This window comes from Zobellia nedashkovskayae, assembly GCF_015330125.1.
In the GTDB taxonomy this organism is placed as follows: Bacteria; Bacteroidota; Bacteroidia; order Flavobacteriales; family Flavobacteriaceae; genus Zobellia; species Zobellia nedashkovskayae.
Genome location: NZ_JADDXR010000002.1, coordinates 1374774 through 1389870, shown reverse-complemented (window position 1 = coordinate 1389870; position 15097 = coordinate 1374774). Strand labels below are relative to the sequence as shown.

The 15097-nt window shown below is 36.5% G+C and carries 12 protein-coding genes; 8 read left to right on the top strand and 4 right to left on the bottom strand.

Annotated elements, in window-relative coordinates; all coding sequences use genetic code 11:
* Positions 1-33: 33 nt before the first annotated feature.
* Positions 34-432, bottom strand: coding sequence for a DoxX family protein (locus tag IWB64_RS05995; protein ID WP_194533141.1), 399 nt, complete (start codon positions 430-432; stop codon positions 34-36).
* Between the two features lie 64 nt (positions 433-496).
* Positions 497-1648, bottom strand: coding sequence for a DNA polymerase III subunit delta' (holB, locus tag IWB64_RS05990; protein ID WP_194533140.1), 1152 nt, complete (start codon positions 1646-1648; stop codon positions 497-499).
* Between the two features lie 141 nt (positions 1649-1789).
* Between holB and IWB64_RS05985 the strand changes: the two genes are divergently transcribed.
* The 3 genes from IWB64_RS05985 to IWB64_RS05975 all read left to right on the top strand — a co-directional run bounded on the left by IWB64_RS05985 (position 1790) and on the right by IWB64_RS05975 (position 5784).
* A complete protein-coding gene (locus IWB64_RS05985; protein WP_194533139.1) occupies positions 1790-2980 on the top strand; it encodes a phosphoglycerate kinase in 1191 nt (396 codons plus the stop codon).
* A gap of 146 nt (positions 2981-3126) precedes the next feature.
* Positions 3127-4770, top strand: a complete 1644-nt coding sequence (locus IWB64_RS05980; RefSeq protein ID WP_194533138.1) for a lytic transglycosylase domain-containing protein — start codon at positions 3127-3129, stop codon at positions 4768-4770.
* A gap of 12 nt (positions 4771-4782) precedes the next feature.
* A complete protein-coding gene (locus IWB64_RS05975) occupies positions 4783-5784 on the top strand; it encodes a DUF4837 family protein (RefSeq protein ID WP_194533137.1) in 1002 nt (333 codons plus the stop codon).
* A 510-nt stretch (positions 5785-6294) separates the two neighbouring features.
* On the opposite strand, the gene IWB64_RS05970 is transcribed toward IWB64_RS05975, so the two are convergent.
* Together IWB64_RS05970 and tatA are read right to left on the bottom strand one after the other, a co-directional pair.
* On the bottom strand, positions 6295-8949 hold the full coding sequence (locus IWB64_RS05970) for an OmpA family protein (RefSeq protein ID WP_226975819.1): 2655 nt from the start codon (positions 8947-8949) through the stop codon (positions 6295-6297).
* A gap of 362 nt (positions 8950-9311) precedes the next feature.
* Positions 9312-9494, bottom strand: a complete 183-nt coding sequence (tatA, locus tag IWB64_RS05965; protein ID WP_155595309.1) for a twin-arginine translocase TatA/TatE family subunit — start codon at positions 9492-9494, stop codon at positions 9312-9314.
* Between the two features lie 196 nt (positions 9495-9690).
* Here tatA and IWB64_RS05960 point away from each other — a divergent pair, with 196 nt between their 5' ends.
* The 5 genes from IWB64_RS05960 (at position 9691) to wecB (ending at position 15044) form a co-directional block, all read left to right on the top strand.
* The gene (locus IWB64_RS05960; protein WP_194533136.1) at positions 9691-10557 is read left to right on the top strand and encodes a M23 family metallopeptidase; all 867 of its coding nucleotides are present in this window, start codon (positions 9691-9693) and stop codon (positions 10555-10557) included.
* A 76-nt stretch (positions 10558-10633) separates the two neighbouring features.
* On the top strand, positions 10634-12130 hold the full coding sequence (locus tag IWB64_RS05955; RefSeq protein WP_194533135.1) for a GH3 family domain-containing protein: 1497 nt from the start codon (positions 10634-10636) through the stop codon (positions 12128-12130).
* Between the two features lie 107 nt (positions 12131-12237).
* Positions 12238-12819: an acyltransferase gene (locus tag IWB64_RS05950; RefSeq protein ID WP_194533134.1), complete on the top strand. Its 582-nt coding sequence runs from the start codon at positions 12238-12240 to the stop codon at positions 12817-12819.
* A gap of 224 nt (positions 12820-13043) precedes the next feature.
* A complete protein-coding gene (locus IWB64_RS05945) occupies positions 13044-13982 on the top strand; it encodes a Gfo/Idh/MocA family protein (RefSeq protein ID WP_194533133.1) in 939 nt (312 codons plus the stop codon).
* 12 nt (positions 13983-13994) lie between these two features.
* Positions 13995-15044, top strand: coding sequence for a non-hydrolyzing UDP-N-acetylglucosamine 2-epimerase (gene wecB / locus IWB64_RS05940; RefSeq protein WP_194533132.1), 1050 nt, complete (start codon positions 13995-13997; stop codon positions 15042-15044).
* Positions 15045-15097: the final 53 nt, after the last annotated feature.

The window sequence follows — 15097 nt, the reverse complement described above, 5'->3', positions numbered from 1 at the left end:
AGCGTCTACAGATTTTATCTGTAGACGCTTTTTTTATGTCTGAAGAATATAGACCAAAAGTATAGCCGGAATAAAATAGACAGCAATGGTTTTTGCTCCTTCATAGTCTTTGGCCATACGTTGGCCAAACATAAGCATTAACAAAGAAATACAAGATAGTATACTTCCATAAAGCGCAATGCTACTCTCTCCCAGGATTATTATTTGGTATAGTCCTATAGCGCATAAAATTCCAGATGCAGTTTCAATTAGGAGTAATGTAGCCAATAGTAGCGGAACTAAATTTTCTAAAGGAGTTTCTGAAAAATGTTCTTTGAGCCAGGAAAGGTTTTCTTTCCAATTGAATACTTTATCAATACCACTTTGCATAAAGACAATAATCAAAAATATTAAGATCAATAGCTCGGTAGCAGAGTGGAGAAAAGCATCCATAGTCGTTTGGTTTAGTGGTTGGGCACCATTAAGTTACCAAAAAAAAATGGTAGTATAGTGTAGACTAGGCAGATTTTCTGTGCAAAAGACGTGTTAACTTTATAGATAAATCGGTAAGTATAATCTTAGAATTGCCATTTCGTTCCACGTGGTAAATAGCATCCTCAAGTTCCTTTACAATAGTCACAATATTATTTTCATGAACAAAAGGCGCAAATTTATCCAAGCTAAAACCATCGGCATGTATGCGCATAAAAGCAAGCTCTCTTGCATTAAAATTAATGAGCATTGCTTGGCGCATTACTGCTATACAATAATGTAGAAATTTCTTTTGTGTTTCACGACCGGTCTTTGCTACTTCGTCACTCCACATAATAAGATCTTGAATGGCACTTTTGTTGCCCTTTGCCTTAAAAGCACTTCGGACCCATTGTACGAACCATTTTTCAAAGATCAGATCTTCAGAATCCTCGTTCATTAAATCTAACGCCTTGTTAAAGTTTCCGTTTGCTTCGTGAGCAATTCGCAGCGCTTCTTCCCTTAAAGCACCTTTTTCTACAAGGGCATTGGCCATGGCTTCTTCCGCAAGAGGCGGGAAGTGTAAAACTTGACAACGAGAACGAATGGTCTGAATAATTTGTTCCTCGTCTTCTGTTATGAGAATAAAGACTGTTTTGTTAGGTGGCTCCTCTATGAGTTTTAAAAGTTTATTGGCGGCAGCGGTATTCATTTTTTCCGCCATCCAAATCAGCATCACCTTGTAACCACCTTCGTATGATTTTAAGACTAGTTTTCTAACTACGTCCTGGGCTTCATCAACACCTATTTGGCCCTGTTTCTTTTCAATACCAATTAAACGGTACCAATCAAAAAGGTTGCCGTATGGTTGCTCTTTTACAAATTGTCGCCATTCTTCCATATAATGGTTGCTAACAGCGTGGCTTTTTATCTTGTCGGAATTGGCAACAGGAAAAGCAAAATGCATATCAGGATGTGAAAGAGAATCGAACTTTAAATTACAGCTTTGGTTCTCTCCATTGTTTTCCCCATTATTATTTTGGCAAATAAGATATTGGGCGTAAGCAATTGCCATAGGAAGGGTGCCTGAACCTTCAGGCCCTACAAATAATTGGGCATGAGGAACTCTGCCAGCATTAGCACTGGTGGCCAAATGGTTCTTGATATGGGATAGCCCTAAAATGTCATTGAACAGCATGGTCCAAAGATAACTTTTTTAATATATAAGATCTTCTGGGGGCAACTTCTTAAATATGGTTAATATCTATAGTCTAATGATTTTGGACTTCCAGTCTAACATCCTTTTTATTACATTTGCCACTCGCTAAAACCGCATAACATGAAAACTGTAAACGACTTTAATTTTGAAAATAAGAAAGCTCTCATTCGCGTTGATTTCAACGTTCCGTTAGATGAGAATTTCAAAGTAGTTGATGCTAACCGTATAGAAGCGGCCAAGCCAACAATTATAAAAGTACTTGAAGATGGCGGCAGTGCTGTTTTGATGAGCCACTTGGGAAGACCAAAAGGACAGGTAAATCCAGATTTATCTTTGCAACATATTTGCAGCAAAGTTTCAGATGTTATTGGTGTTACCGTAAAATTTGTTTCTAATTGTGTTGGTGAGGCTGCTGAAAAAGCGGTTGCTGAACTTCAGCCAGGTGAAATACTTTTATTAGAAAACCTTAGGTTCCACGCTGAAGAAGAAAAGGGTGATGAAGCCTTTGCGGAACAACTTTCAAAACTAGGTGATATTTATGTTAATGATGCTTTTGGTACAGCACATAGAGCTCATGCTTCAACAACTATTATAGCCAAGTTCTTTCCAGAAGCAAGATGTTTTGGTCTGCTTATGGCTAAAGAAATTGAAGCTATAGATAAGGTGATGCAAACGGGAGAGAAACCAGTTTTGGCAATTTTAGGAGGAGCTAAAGTTTCTTCAAAAATCACCATTATAGAAAATATACTAGATAAGGTAGATCACTTAATTATTGGTGGTGGTATGACCTATACCTTTATTAAAGCACAAGGAGGTAAAGTAGGTGACTCTATCTGTGAGGATGACAAGATGGATTTGGCTATGGATATTTTGAAAAAAGCCAAAGAGAAGAATGTTCAAGTACATATTCCCGTGGATGTTTTAGCGGCAAATGATTTTTCTAATGACGCCAATACACAAATTGTAGATGTAGATAAAATTCCTGACGGATGGCAAGGTTTGGATGCAGGTCCAAAAACGTTGGCAATTTTTAAAGAGGTTATCTTAAAATCAAAAACTATCCTATGGAACGGTCCTATTGGTGTTTTTGAAATGGAAAGTTTTGCAAAAGGAACTATTGCTTTGGGTAATTATATTGATGAAGCTACGCAAGGTGGAGCATTTTCGCTTGTTGGTGGTGGTGATTCGGTTGCAGCTGTTAAACAATTCGGTTTTGCAGACAAGGTAAGTTATGTTTCTACAGGCGGAGGTGCTATGTTAGAAAGTTTAGAGGGTAAAACCTTACCGGGTATCGCTGCAATAATCGGCTAACAAAGGCGTTATCGATAAACGGCGCGTAACGTTTAATTGAATAAAAATTTTATTTTTCAGAAAAAAAGTACGATTTTAGTAGGGTTACAGTTCGCTGTAACCCTATATTTATAAGAACTACCCGCATCGCTACATAAGCACTTTAGATGATAAAAAATAGAAAACGTTTCCTTACGGTATTTTCAAGTCTTGTTTTGTCCCTGCCTTTGGTGGCCCAAGAACAAGAAAAAGATTCTGTTGTAATTTCTCAGAACCCAACAGATGAAATTGTCGCGGATACCTTGGCAATGGATTTAAAGGGTATTGATCAGATGGAGAAAATGGCTCTGGACAGTACGCATATTAATGACAGCCCCATTGCCCTTAAAAAAGATAGCCTGGACTTAACAGTCCGGCTTAAAGATTTACCTGAAGCTGCCAAATATGATAGTCTTTGGATGAAGGAGCTTTACGCGAATGCATCGCTATCTGATGAAATGTTTCGTGAGATTGAGAAATTAGATTACGATAAGACCTACCCTACTTCCCTCCCTACGGACACCCTTAAGGCCCGTTTGGAGAGGTTGAATCAAAAAACACCTTTCAACATAGCTTACAACCCTTCTTTGGAGAACGTTATTAAGTCGTTCCTTTTTAGAAAGAGAGATCTTATGGAGCGTATGTTGACAACGAGCCAATTCTATTTTCCAATGTTTGAGCAAGAATTGGACAACTATGATATTCCTTTAGAAATGAAATATCTTTCTATTGTAGAATCGGCATTGAACCCTCGCGCCCGATCTCAAGTGGGAGCTACCGGTCTTTGGCAGTTCATGTATCCTACGGGTAAGCAATACAAGCTAGATGTAAGCAGTTATGTAGATGAACGTAGTGACCCTTTAAAATCGACTGTTGCCGCTTGTCAGTTCTTGGCTAAGCTTTATGATATTTATGGCGATTGGGATTTGGCACTTGCTGCCTATAATTCTGGCCCAGGTAATGTAAACAAGGCTATTAGAAGATCAGGGGGTTATAAAAACTATTGGAATATTCGCCGCTATTTACCTAGAGAAACTGCAGGTTATGTTCCCGCATTTTTGGCTACAATGTATCTTTTTGAATATGCCGAGGAGCATGGCTTAAGAGGAAAAAAAATAGAAAGACCTTATTTTGAAACAGATACCGTGCACGTTAAAGGTCTTATTACCTTTGACCAGGTTTCTGAGCTTACAGGTGTTGGTAAAGAGGAATTAAAAGTTCTAAACCCGTCATACAAGCTTTATGTGATTCCTTATATAGACGGAAAGAACAATGCCTTACGTTTACCAAAACACGCCGTTGGAAGCTTTGTTCATAATGAAGGGGCAATCTATGACCATGTTAAGAAAGAAATAGAAAGTAAGGAAGGTCCTTTACCGCAATTGGTAAAACAATCTGAGCAGAATAGAATTAGGTACAAAGTACGCAATGGGGATTTTCTTGGTAAAATTGCCGAACGTTATGGAGTTAGGGTAAGTCAAATAAAACAATGGAACGGTTTGCGTAGTAACAATTTAAGAATTGGACAGCGTCTTACTATTTTTCCTAGAAAAACTTCTGGAGCGGCAGTTGCTTCATCAAGTTCATCAACTTCTTCCAAAAATTTTGCGCCGGGTACGAAGACCCATACAGTACGCAGTGGAGACTCTCTTTGGACGATTTCAAGAAAATATCCTGGAATTTCTGTAGATAATTTACGAAAATGGAACGGTATTAGCGGTAAGAATCTGAAACCGGGCACAAAATTGAAATTGTGCGAATGCTCATCGTAAATCAAAACCAAAATGAAACAAGCTGGAACACTAATTTTACTATTTTCCCTAGCACTTTTATCCTGTAAAGACTCTAAGAAGACTAACTACCTCCCCTCTTCTATTGGAGCTATTAATTCGGTAGTTGTGATTATGGATAACGAACTTTGGAACAGTAGTGTGGGCGATAGTCTCAGAAGTCATTTTGCAGCCCCTGTAGTAGGCATGCCTATGGATGAGCCTTTGTTCACCATGGAACAATTAGCACCTAAGTTTTTTACGGGTACCATCAGAAATACGAGGTCTATTCTCTATGTTGAGCAAGATTCTTTAAATCTAGCACACATTAAGAGCGATATGTACGCTACACCGCAACGTGTTGGTGTTATTAAAGGGACTACAAAAGAGGAACTTATTGAAAATATTGATGCAAAAGCAGACGAGATCATAGCTTCTTTTAAAGACATGGAAATTGAAGCGGTCCAAATACGTTTTAATCGTTCATTGAATAAAGAAACTGTCTTACAGGAGAAGTTTGGTATTTCTTTAAAAGTGCCTTCTATATACAATGTAAGTAAGCAAGAAGACAATTTTGTTTGGATTGACCGTGAAATTCAGAAAGGCACCGCCAATATAATCGTTTATCAGATGCCTGAGGACAGTTTTAAAAATGATTCTACCTTGGTAAAGGATATTGTAGCTATGCGCGATTCTATAGGTGCTAAATACATTCCTGGTCCGGATGTTACTGGAAAGATAACCCATATGCACACAGAACCTGCATTTGCGCCGTATGTTTATCCTGTAGAAATTGCCGGTTTAAAAGGAGTTGAGGTTAGAGGCCTTTGGGATATTAAGAACTATCCAATGGCAGGTCCTTTCCTTACCTACATATTGAATGATAAGGAACATAATAGAAAGTTAGTACTGGAAGGCTTTGTGTTTGCACCAGCAACCCAAAAGAGAGACGATTTGTTTCAATTAGAGGCAATAATGAAGACATTGCGATTCGAAGAACCTGCAGCTAAGAAATAAAATACCTTAATTCTATAATAAAGACGCCCATCTCATAGAGATGGGCGTCTTTAGTTTTAACTACTTCTCATAAGTTATGCGAATGTGAGACATGTAACAGTTCTTTAAGTTATTACTGCTAAAATAGCCCTACAAAGTAGGACGAGTTCAAGAGAAGCGTTTAAAATACTCCTTACACTGGGTAAAATGGTCTATATCTAGAAGCAATTAAATGAAATCACTGAGGATATAGGAATTCTCTTGTATAATTATTTTAGAACTTGCGATACGACTTTAGGCTAATAGACTGTTCAATAACCATTTTATACCAACTGTAATATTCTCTTCCCTAGGTTAGAAATGAATTTGGGCAATAGTACTCTAGGCTGTTTCTGGTAATTCATCACTACCCTGGTTATTAAACCTGAGCATATTAATAAGAATCGAATGGCGAGGTACTTGCCTATAGTTTAGACACAAAAAAACCGCTGCGATTAAGGCAGCGGTTTTTAGATATGGGGTTTATATATTTTACATGTTTAGTATAATAAATTCTGACCTTCTGTTTAGCAAGTGATCTGCCTCTGAACAAGGTAATGAGCCATTACAATCATTAAGTAATCTATTTTCTCCGTAACCGGTAGCACTTTCTATACGGTTAGCATCAATTCCTTGAGATATAATATAGTCTCTTGTAGATTTAGCCCTCTTGTCTGACAAGTACTCGTTATAGGACTTGGTTCCACGCGAATCCGTATGCGATTCTACTTTAATAACAATAGTCGGGAATTCTTTCATCACACTAACTAACTTATCCAATTCTTTGGCCGCATCCGGTCTAATGGATGATTTGTCAAAGTTGAAGTAAATCATTTCAGTCTTGATTTTCTTAATCCCATCTTCAATGGCAATCATCTCTTCAAGACGCTTCATAGCTATATCAACTTTTACGGTATCGTTTACCGTGGTTGTTACTAGCCTTTCATTATCTATAAATTTAGGTTCAACTGTTTTTAAAGTATATTGAGTTGAATCGTTTAAGTCTTCAAAAATAAAGCTTCCGTCATCTTCGGTGGTCATTTCTTTAAGCTTGATTCCGTTTTCATCTAAAAGCTGTACTAGTGCTTGTGGCATTATATCGCCCGTCACCATTTCGGTTACTACACCAGCAATAGCATTGTTGTTTTCAGGAACTTCTTCCAACATCAATCGTTTGAAAGAGTAGATATCATCATCACCCTTACCACCTTCTCTATTAGAAGCAAAATATCCTTGTTGGTTTTCTTCATTTATAATATATGAAAAATCGTCCTTATTACTGTTAACAGGCTGACCTAAATTCTTAACCTCTGCAAACCCTTCTTCTGCATCATAGGCGCTTTCATAAACATCAAGACCACCTAAGCCGGTAAATCCGTCAGAAGAAAAATACATTTTAGTTCCGTTAAAGAATGGGAACATTTCTCGCTGTTCCGTATTTATTGTTGGACCTAAATTTCTAGGTTCTGTAAAACTACCGTCTTCTGTAACATCAACAACAAAAATATCTGTCTTACCTAAACTACCTGGCATATCAGAAACAAAATAAAGTTGTTTTCCATCAGGACTTAATGCTGGGTGGCCGGTAGAATAATCATCGCTATTAAAGGATACTTCTACAGCTTCGGTCCACTCGTTATCTACTTTGGTAGATTTATAAATTTTAAGGTGGTTTATACCTTTATCATCTCTCTTTAATTTTTTACCGTAATTATTACGTGTAAAATACATGGTGCTATTGTCCGGAGAAAAAGTTACCGAAGCTTCATGATATTTTGTGTTTATCTTTTTAGAAAATTTAAGTGCGTTTTTAAGATCGTTAGATTCTTCGTTTACTTTTGCTACATATAAATCTAAGTAAGGTTGATCATTCCATTTATACCGTCTGGTATTAAAAAATGATGAATCCTTAGCAGATGAAAATACCACTTGATTAGAATCTAAGAACATTGGAGAGAAATCTGAATATTCTGTATTGACCGCTAAGTTTTTAATTTCAAAATCTTTTTTGGAATTCAAGATGTTGTCTAAGGCAGTTTCATTCTCTTGGACATTATTGGCCAATTCGATAGCGGGCACATCTTTCATTTTTTTGTTGTAAAGACGCATAAGGCGTTTTGATCTTGCATATTTTCCTGTTCCTTTTAAAGAGTGTGCGTACTTAAATATGTTCTCAGATGACATTTCCTTGCCATAGTTTTCATAAAGCACGTTGTACCATTCGTACGCTTTCTCCATATTGGTGTTGAAGTAATACGAGTCTGCCGTCTTTTGAATAACGTCTTTTGAACGATTCTTTCCACCTTTCTCTAAAGCCTGCTCATAAAGATCAGCAGCCTCAGTGTACCACATTTTATCAAAGTAGTGATCTGCTCGTTGTAAAAGCTTGGTCTTGTCAGCTGTTTCTGCAATGTTAGTTATAGGTGCTTTTGTCTCTAATTCTATTTCTTCTTCTATTTCTGTTTCTAAAATTGTTTCTGTTTCAGGAACAACATTGGTAACAGTAGCAGTAGTAACTTCCGTTTGTATTTCTTCGAATTCCATTGCTTCCTCTACTGCTCCGATTTTCTCTAGTTCTGATAAATCAGAAGTTTCAGTAACAGCTTCTAATGGTGCAATTCCGTTTTCAATAGACTCAGCCTCTTCGTTTAAATCAACTTCCTCTCCTCCTATGGCAACACTATCTTCTATTTCTAATATCCATTTGTCATCTGTATAAGTGTCATCCAAATTAGAAGCCCAAGCATCTACTGCTTCTAGGCCAAAAGGATAGTAAGCTAAATAAACATAGTTAAGATCATTTTCTGGATTTACAATATAGCCAGCTGAATCAAAACCTTTCTTGCGTAGTTTCTTGAGTGTTTTGTTCAGTGTTTTTTCTTTACTAAAAACTCCTGATATAATATAATAACCATTCTCAGTACCAGAAATACCACTAAAAGTCCTGTGTGGAATTTCATGCCTGTTAGCAGCTTCTTCAAATGTTTCGGTAATTGAGAAGGTTTCAGTAGCTACAGGTGTAAAGCTTACCGTTTCAGTTTCCGTCTCGGCAGTAGTTACAATTTCTTCTGAATCCATATTTTCAAAATCCTGGGCGAAACTACCAAGGGATAGAAGAAAAATAAAAGCGGTTATTAGTTTTTTCATGATTGGGTTTTTAAAAAAATCAACGGATTTTTAAAATTTGGCTTGTGGTTTTTTATAGAAAATAGAGGTGTAAGAAGGACTGATAGCTATATATCTTACCTTAATACTATCTTTTGATAACGTAAATTTCGGGTGAAGGTTACGTATGTCCTGCTTTTTGTTGTGAAACCCTAATTTATAGAAGTGAATGCCTGTTAGGGTGTTGTTTGAATAACGGACTAAAGAATTATCTAATCCTTATCAAAGAATGAACTGTGTGATAAATCTGACAAATAAAATATACCATAAGGTATTAATGTAGAAAACAAAAAACCCCTTGACGTAAATCAAGAGGTTGTAATTTATAAAAATCAGGTATAAACCTATTCTTTTTTCTCTTCTAGTGCATCATCTTCCTTAGATGCATCTTTAAATTCTTTGATACCACTACCTAGTCCACGCATCAATTCCGGAATCTTTTTTCCTCCGAACAATAAAAGAACCACTAAAACAACGATTCCTATTTGCCATGGGCCTATCGCTAAAAATATTTGTAAACTTGTCATATTTTCATTTTTTGAACAGATTCAAAGATACTAAAAAAGTAACTTGATTAACCTTAAATGTAAAGTCATGCTGATTATTTTAACAGAATTTGGCTGGTTTTCTTAAATGTGATGAATGGATTGCCTTCGTATTTGGAAGAATCATTAATTTAGAGCAACGGTATAAGAATCCGATTCCATCCTTTATATTTGCTCCATGGCGAAAAAAGTCAAAAAGAGAAAAGAAATTAAACGCAAACTGCTACACAAGTATCGTTTGGTTATTCTCAATGAATCTACTTTTGAAGAGAAAATCTCTTTTAAATTAAGTCGTCTTAACGTCTTCGTTACAGGCTCACTTTGTATTATTGGACTAATTGCCTTAACAACTTTACTTATTGCCTTTACCCCATTACGGGAGTATATTCCTGGATACTCAAGTACCAAGCTTAAAAAACAGGCAACAGACCTTACTTATAAGACGGACTCCTTAGTTGCCTCATTAAATAATACCAATAGGTATTTAGAAAGCATTCGTATGGTGTTGCGAGGTGATGTTGCTTCTCAAGAAATCAATCTTGATTCGTTAAGAGAACAATTTAAGATAGACCCGTCTAGTGTAGATTTAACTCCCATTAAAGAAGATTCACTTTTAAGGGCTGAAGTTGCTTTAGAGGATAAATACAATCTTTTTGAGCGTAGTGCAACAGCATCTGAAATTGAATTATTTCCTCCTTTGAGCGGGGAAATATCCAATAATTATGATGCTGAAAAACGTCATTATGCAGTAGATGTTACCGCGCCTAAGGATACGCCTATTAAAGCAGTTGCAAATGGCACGGTCATTTTTTCCGAATGGACGGCAGATACAGGCTATGTTATTATTCTAGAACATAAAGATGGACTTTTGAGCGTTTACAAACACAATGGTTCGTTGAACAAAAAACAGGGTGAAGTTGTTAGGGCGGGTGAAGTAATTGCATCTGTAGGTAATACCGGTGAGTATACAACTGGACCTCACCTTCACTTTGAATTATGGAGTAATGGTAATGCCGTTAACCCTTTAGATTACATAGATTTTTAATTGGCGCACTTTTAAACCAATTAACTTTCAAAAGAAAAAAAGCGCACTTGCACTTTAACTGATACCTGATTTTTCTATGTCAATAAAATCACTAGGAGCCAAAATATTCGCGAAACGTATTGCTAAGCAAACGGCAAAATGGCGAGATAATCCAGTAGTTACACAGGAGAAAGTGTTTCGTGAATTACTTAAAAAGGCGAGCGCCACAAAGTTTGGTGTTGACCATGGTTTTGACAAAATAAAATCGCACGAGGACTTTGTAAATAAGGTTCCCATACGTGATTACGAGGCCTTAAAACCCTATGTAGAAGAAGTTGTGGCTGGTAAGGAAGACATTCTTTGGCCAGGAAAACCAGTGTATTTTGCTAAAACTTCAGGAACTACTTCTGGTGCAAAGTATATTCCAATTACGGATACCTCTATAAAGCACCAAGTAAATGCTTCAAGGAATGCCATTCTTAATTATATTGATGAAACCGGCAATGCGGATTTTGTTACCGGAAGAATGATTTTTCTTCAAGGAAGTCCTGAACTAACTGAAAAGAACGGTGTGAAATTAGGACGACTTTCAGGCATATCCGCTCATTATGTACCCAACTATTTACAAAAAAATCGATTACCAAGCTGGGAAACCAATTGTATTGAAGATTGGGAAACCAAGGTTAACACCATCGTTGATGAGACAATGAATGAGGACATGACCGTTATCGCGGGCATACCTTCTTGGGTACAAATGTATTTTGAAAAATTAGAAAATAAGTCAAGTAAGAAGGTTGGGGACCTATTCAAAAATTTTCAGCTTTTTATCTACGGAGGTGTCAATTATGAGCCTTACCGAGCCAAATTTGAAGGGTTAATTGGTAGGAAGGTAGACAGTATAGAGTTGTTCCCGGCAAGTGAAGGCTTCTTTGCGTATCAAGATTCCCAGACAGATAAGGGAATGCTTCTTTTGTTGAATTCTGGTATATTTTATGAATTTGTGAAGGCGGATGAGTTTTTTGAAGAGAATCCAAAGCGCTTAACAATTAAGGATGTAGAGCTTAACGTAAACTATGTAATGATTATCTCTACAGATGCGGGTTTATGGGCATATAATTTAGGAGATACCATTCAGTTTATTTCTTTAAAACCCTATAAAGTCATCGTTTCCGGGCGTATTAAACACTTTATCTCTGCTTTTGGAGAGCATGTAATTGCTAAGGAAGTAGAAGAGGCAATGCAATTGGCCGTAAAAGAAACTGGTGCGAGTATAAATGAGTTTACCGTTGCTCCACAGATTACACCAGAAAGTAATCAACTACCCTATCATGAGTGGTTGGTAGAGTTTGAAAGGGAACCGTCAGATATGGATAGATTCATAGAGCTTCTAGATAACTCACTACAAAAGCAAAACAGTTATTATTTTGATTTGATTGACGGAAAAGTTCTTCAGAAATTAAAAGTGACTAGTATTGCAGAAGGAGGCTTTAACGCATATATGAAATCTATAGGCAAATTGGGAGGACAAAATAAAGTTCAAAGGTTGGCTAACGATCGTAAAGTAGCCGACGGCTTATCTTCTTTTAAAAAATAGTTTATACTTATTGGTATTTATTATGGTCCTTTCAAAGTTCCAGTTTATTGTAATTTTGAAAACAAATAATGTAGGCGCTTAAAAATAACACACTAAAGCTTTTCAATATGTCTTCCGATAATTTTTTTGCTCATAAAACCGCGATTATAGATGATGGTTGTAACATAGGCGAAGATTCCAAAATATGGCATTTTTCACATATAATGTCTAATTGTATTATTGGAAACAACTGCAACATTGGTCAAAATGTAGTAGTATCACCAGAAGTTGTGCTAGGCAACAATGTCAAGGTCCAGAATAATGTTTCTATTTATACAGGTGTTATCTGTGAGGATGATGTTTTTCTTGGTCCTTCAATGGTTTTTACAAATATTGTCAACCCTAGAAGTGCAATTATTCGCCGTGATAGCTATCAAAAAACACTTGTAAAAAAAGGCGCTTCAGTTGGGGCTAATGCTACTATTATTTGTGGTAACACGTTGGGTAAATTTTGTTTAGTAGGCGCAGGAACTGTTGTTACTAAAGAAGTTCCGGATTATGCATTAATTGTAGGGAACCCTGGTAGACAAATAGGTTGGGTTGGTGAGTATGGACATCGTTTGGAGTTCAATAAAAAAAATTACGCGTTATGTCCAGAAAGTGGTCAAGAGTATGAGCTGAAGGATGATATTGTTGTGCGTTTAAAATAGTGCTTCCTTCTTTTAACCGGATTAAAGATAAATTACGATTTACAACACTTTTCTACCTTAGAAATAAACTTCCTAAATCTTAAAAAGATATTGTATTTCTGAATAATATATTAGAAGATTCTCTGTCCAAAAAGACGTCTTACCTATTTTATCAGGGGGATCGACGAAATACATGTGATAAAAATGAAAAGAATATATAGTTTCGAAAACTATAAACAGTTTAGATGAAAAATTTCGCACTTATTGGAGCAGCAGGTTATATTGCGCCCAGACATATGAAGGCTATCAAGGCCACCGGCAACCATTTAATAGCCGCTTTTGATAAAGGGGATAGTGTTGGTATAATTGATTCTTATTTTCCCAACACGGACTTTTTCGTGGAATTTGAACGTTTTGACCGTCATATTGAAAAACTAAAATACGAGACAGAAACTTACCTTGATTTCGTTAGTATTTGCTCGCCAAATTATCTACATGATGCGCATATTAGATTTGCATTACGAAGTGGTGCGGACGCCATTTGCGAAAAACCATTGGTGCTCAATCCGTGGAACGTAGACAAGTTACAACATGTTGAAGAAAAGACAGGTAAAAGAATATATAATGTTCTGCAATTAAGAGTGCACCCTAGTATAATAGCCCTTCGTGAAAAAGTAAAGCAAGCAAAGAAAGATACTAAGTTTGAAGTAGACCTTACATATTTGACCTCAAGAGGGCATTGGTATCAAACCTCATGGAAGGGTGATGCGGAAAAGTCTGGGGGAATAGCTACCAATATTGGAGTTCATTTTTATGATATGCTATCATGGATTTTTGGGGATGTTCAGGAAAATGTAGTGCATGTTCATGAAAGTGACCATGCTGCGGGCTATTTAGAGTTTGAGCATGCAAGGGTTAAATGGTTTCTCTCAATCAATTCTAAGTACTTACCTAAAGAAATCAAGGACGCAGGGCAGACTACTTTTAGGTCTATTAAAATTAATGATGAAGAGTTAGAATTTAGCGGAGGCTTTTCAGACTTACATACTATGGTATATAAGGATATTCTTGCAGGAAAGGGTTATGGACTTGATGCGGCCAGAACAGCAATTGAAATTGTCCATGATATTAGAAATTCAAAACCTATTGGGCTTAAGGGTAATTACCACCCTCTTCTAAAATAGAAAAACTATCACATGAAAATAGTAGCTATAATTGGGGCTAGACCACAATTTATTAAGCATTTTCCCTTTGAATTAGCAAGTAAGGGTAAAGTAGAGCTTATAACCGTGCATACTGGGCAGCATTATGATGAGAATATGAGTGATATATTTTTCACTCAGCTCAATATGAGTCCGCCAAGTTTTACGCTTCATGTTGGAAGTGGACCTCATGGGGAACAAACAGGTAAAATGATGATCGAAATAGAGAAAATCATAGAAGAGACAAAACCTGACGGTGTTGTGGTTTATGGCGATACTAATTCAACTCTGGCTGGCGCGTTGGTTGCATCAAAATTACATATACCCTTATTTCATATTGAAGCAGGCTTACGAAGTTTCAATAAAAAAATGCCGGAAGAGGTAAATCGTGTACTTACCGATCATATTTCTGACCTATTATTTGTTCCTAGTGGTATTGCTGTGCAAAACCTTAAAGACGAGGGTGTGGAGCAAGGCGTATATGAGGTAGGTGATATAATGAAGGATTTAGTTCAATACGTTACAAAAAACGACTTATTGAGAGACCACGCCCCAAAAGAAAAAAACTTTTACTATGCAACAATACACAGACCATATAATACTGATGATAAAGAGAGGTTAACGTACGTTTTAGAAACCCTTGAGCAACTTGATAAAAAGGTCATCTTCTCGCTTCACCCTAGGACAAAAAACCTGGCTTCTTATTATGGTTTGAATCTTGAAGATTATATCAACATTAGTTTTATAGAACCACAATCTTACTTTTCTAATTTGGCTTATCTTCAAAATTCCGAAGGTCTTATAACGGATAGTGGCGGTATGCAGAAAGAAGCATACTGGCTTAAAAGGAAGTGTATAACAATACGCAAAGAAACAGAGTGGAAAGAGACGCTTGAGGACAATGCAAATATTCTCCTTTTTCAAGATTTATCGAAGATCAATGATGAATTAGAGAAGAAGCCTCTTAGTTACAACATCAACTTATATGGTCAAGGCAGTAGTGCTTCAAAGATGGTAGATAAGATTATTCAGTTTATAAACTAAATAAGATTTTTTAAAACATTCTTTTAGGGATCATAAAACAGTTCTAATAATAT

Excerpts from the sequence above, each read along its gene's own strand:
- IWB64_RS05975 (WP_194533137.1), top strand. The coding sequence starts at position 4,783 with ATGAAACAAGCTGGAACACTAATTTTACTATTTTCCCTAGCACTTTTA.
- IWB64_RS05985 (WP_194533139.1), top strand. The coding sequence starts at position 1,790 with ATGAAAACTGTAAACGACTTTAATTTTGAAAATAAGAAAGCTCTCATT.
- IWB64_RS05950 (WP_194533134.1), top strand. The coding sequence starts at position 12,238 with ATGTCTTCCGATAATTTTTTTGCTCATAAAACCGCGATTATAGATGAT.
- wecB (WP_194533132.1), top strand. The coding sequence starts at position 13,995 with ATGAAAATAGTAGCTATAATTGGGGCTAGACCACAATTTATTAAGCAT.
- IWB64_RS05945 (WP_194533133.1), top strand. The coding sequence starts at position 13,044 with ATGAAAAATTTCGCACTTATTGGAGCAGCAGGTTATATTGCGCCCAGA.
- tatA (WP_155595309.1), bottom strand. The coding sequence starts at position 9,494 with ATGACAAGTTTACAAATATTTTTAGCGATAGGCCCATGGCAAATAGGA.
- IWB64_RS05955 (WP_194533135.1), top strand. The coding sequence starts at position 10,634 with ATGTCAATAAAATCACTAGGAGCCAAAATATTCGCGAAACGTATTGCT.
- IWB64_RS05970 (WP_226975819.1), bottom strand. The coding sequence starts at position 8,949 with ATGAAAAAACTAATAACCGCTTTTATTTTTCTTCTATCCCTTGGTAGT.
- IWB64_RS05980 (WP_194533138.1), top strand. The coding sequence starts at position 3,127 with ATGATAAAAAATAGAAAACGTTTCCTTACGGTATTTTCAAGTCTTGTT.
- holB (WP_194533140.1), bottom strand. The coding sequence starts at position 1,648 with ATGCTGTTCAATGACATTTTAGGGCTATCCCATATCAAGAACCATTTG.
- IWB64_RS05960 (WP_194533136.1), top strand. The coding sequence starts at position 9,691 with ATGGCGAAAAAAGTCAAAAAGAGAAAAGAAATTAAACGCAAACTGCTA.
- IWB64_RS05995 (WP_194533141.1), bottom strand. The coding sequence starts at position 432 with ATGGATGCTTTTCTCCACTCTGCTACCGAGCTATTGATCTTAATATTT.